The sequence below is a fragment of the Pseudoalteromonas sp. S3178 genome (assembly GCF_005886985.1).
GTDB classification, from domain to species: Bacteria; Pseudomonadota; Gammaproteobacteria; order Enterobacterales; family Alteromonadaceae; genus Pseudoalteromonas; species Pseudoalteromonas carrageenovora.
On record NZ_PNCW01000478.1, the window covers coordinates 1 to 424 of the forward strand.

1 protein-coding gene is annotated in these 424 nt (G+C 42.7%); it reads right to left on the minus strand.

Features of this window, described 5'->3' with window-relative positions:
• On the minus strand, positions 1–424 hold a 424-nt coding region (locus CWC11_RS21830), incomplete at both ends, for a PQQ-dependent sugar dehydrogenase family protein (protein ID WP_502704827.1).

A 424-nucleotide genomic window follows, 5' to 3' on the forward strand; every position in this document is an offset into this window, starting at 1 on the left:
GAATATGCGGCCAAATTTTGGGTCTTCTGTACACACATTACATGCCACGCCAACCGGAATAAGCAATTCTCCATTATCTGCAAAGCGAATAAACTTCCAACCATGATGACGTTTACTCGGTAGTTCATCAAAAACCACCTCATAATTAAACTGCTTTGCTGTGGCATTTAATTGCTTGTCTATATTCGCAAAGCGGATCACCCGATTAACTTCAGCAACAAATAAATCATTACCTTTCATGGCTAAGCCCGAAGGCATGTTGAGCCCCTGAGCCAACACTATTTTTCGATCAGCTTTACCATCTTTATCGCTATCAATTAAAGCATGCACCTTGCCTGCTTTGCGTGATCCCACATAGACTACGCCAGTAGGTGAGACAGCCATCTGCCTGGCATTATCCACATGTTTTGCGAAGTAGCTAATT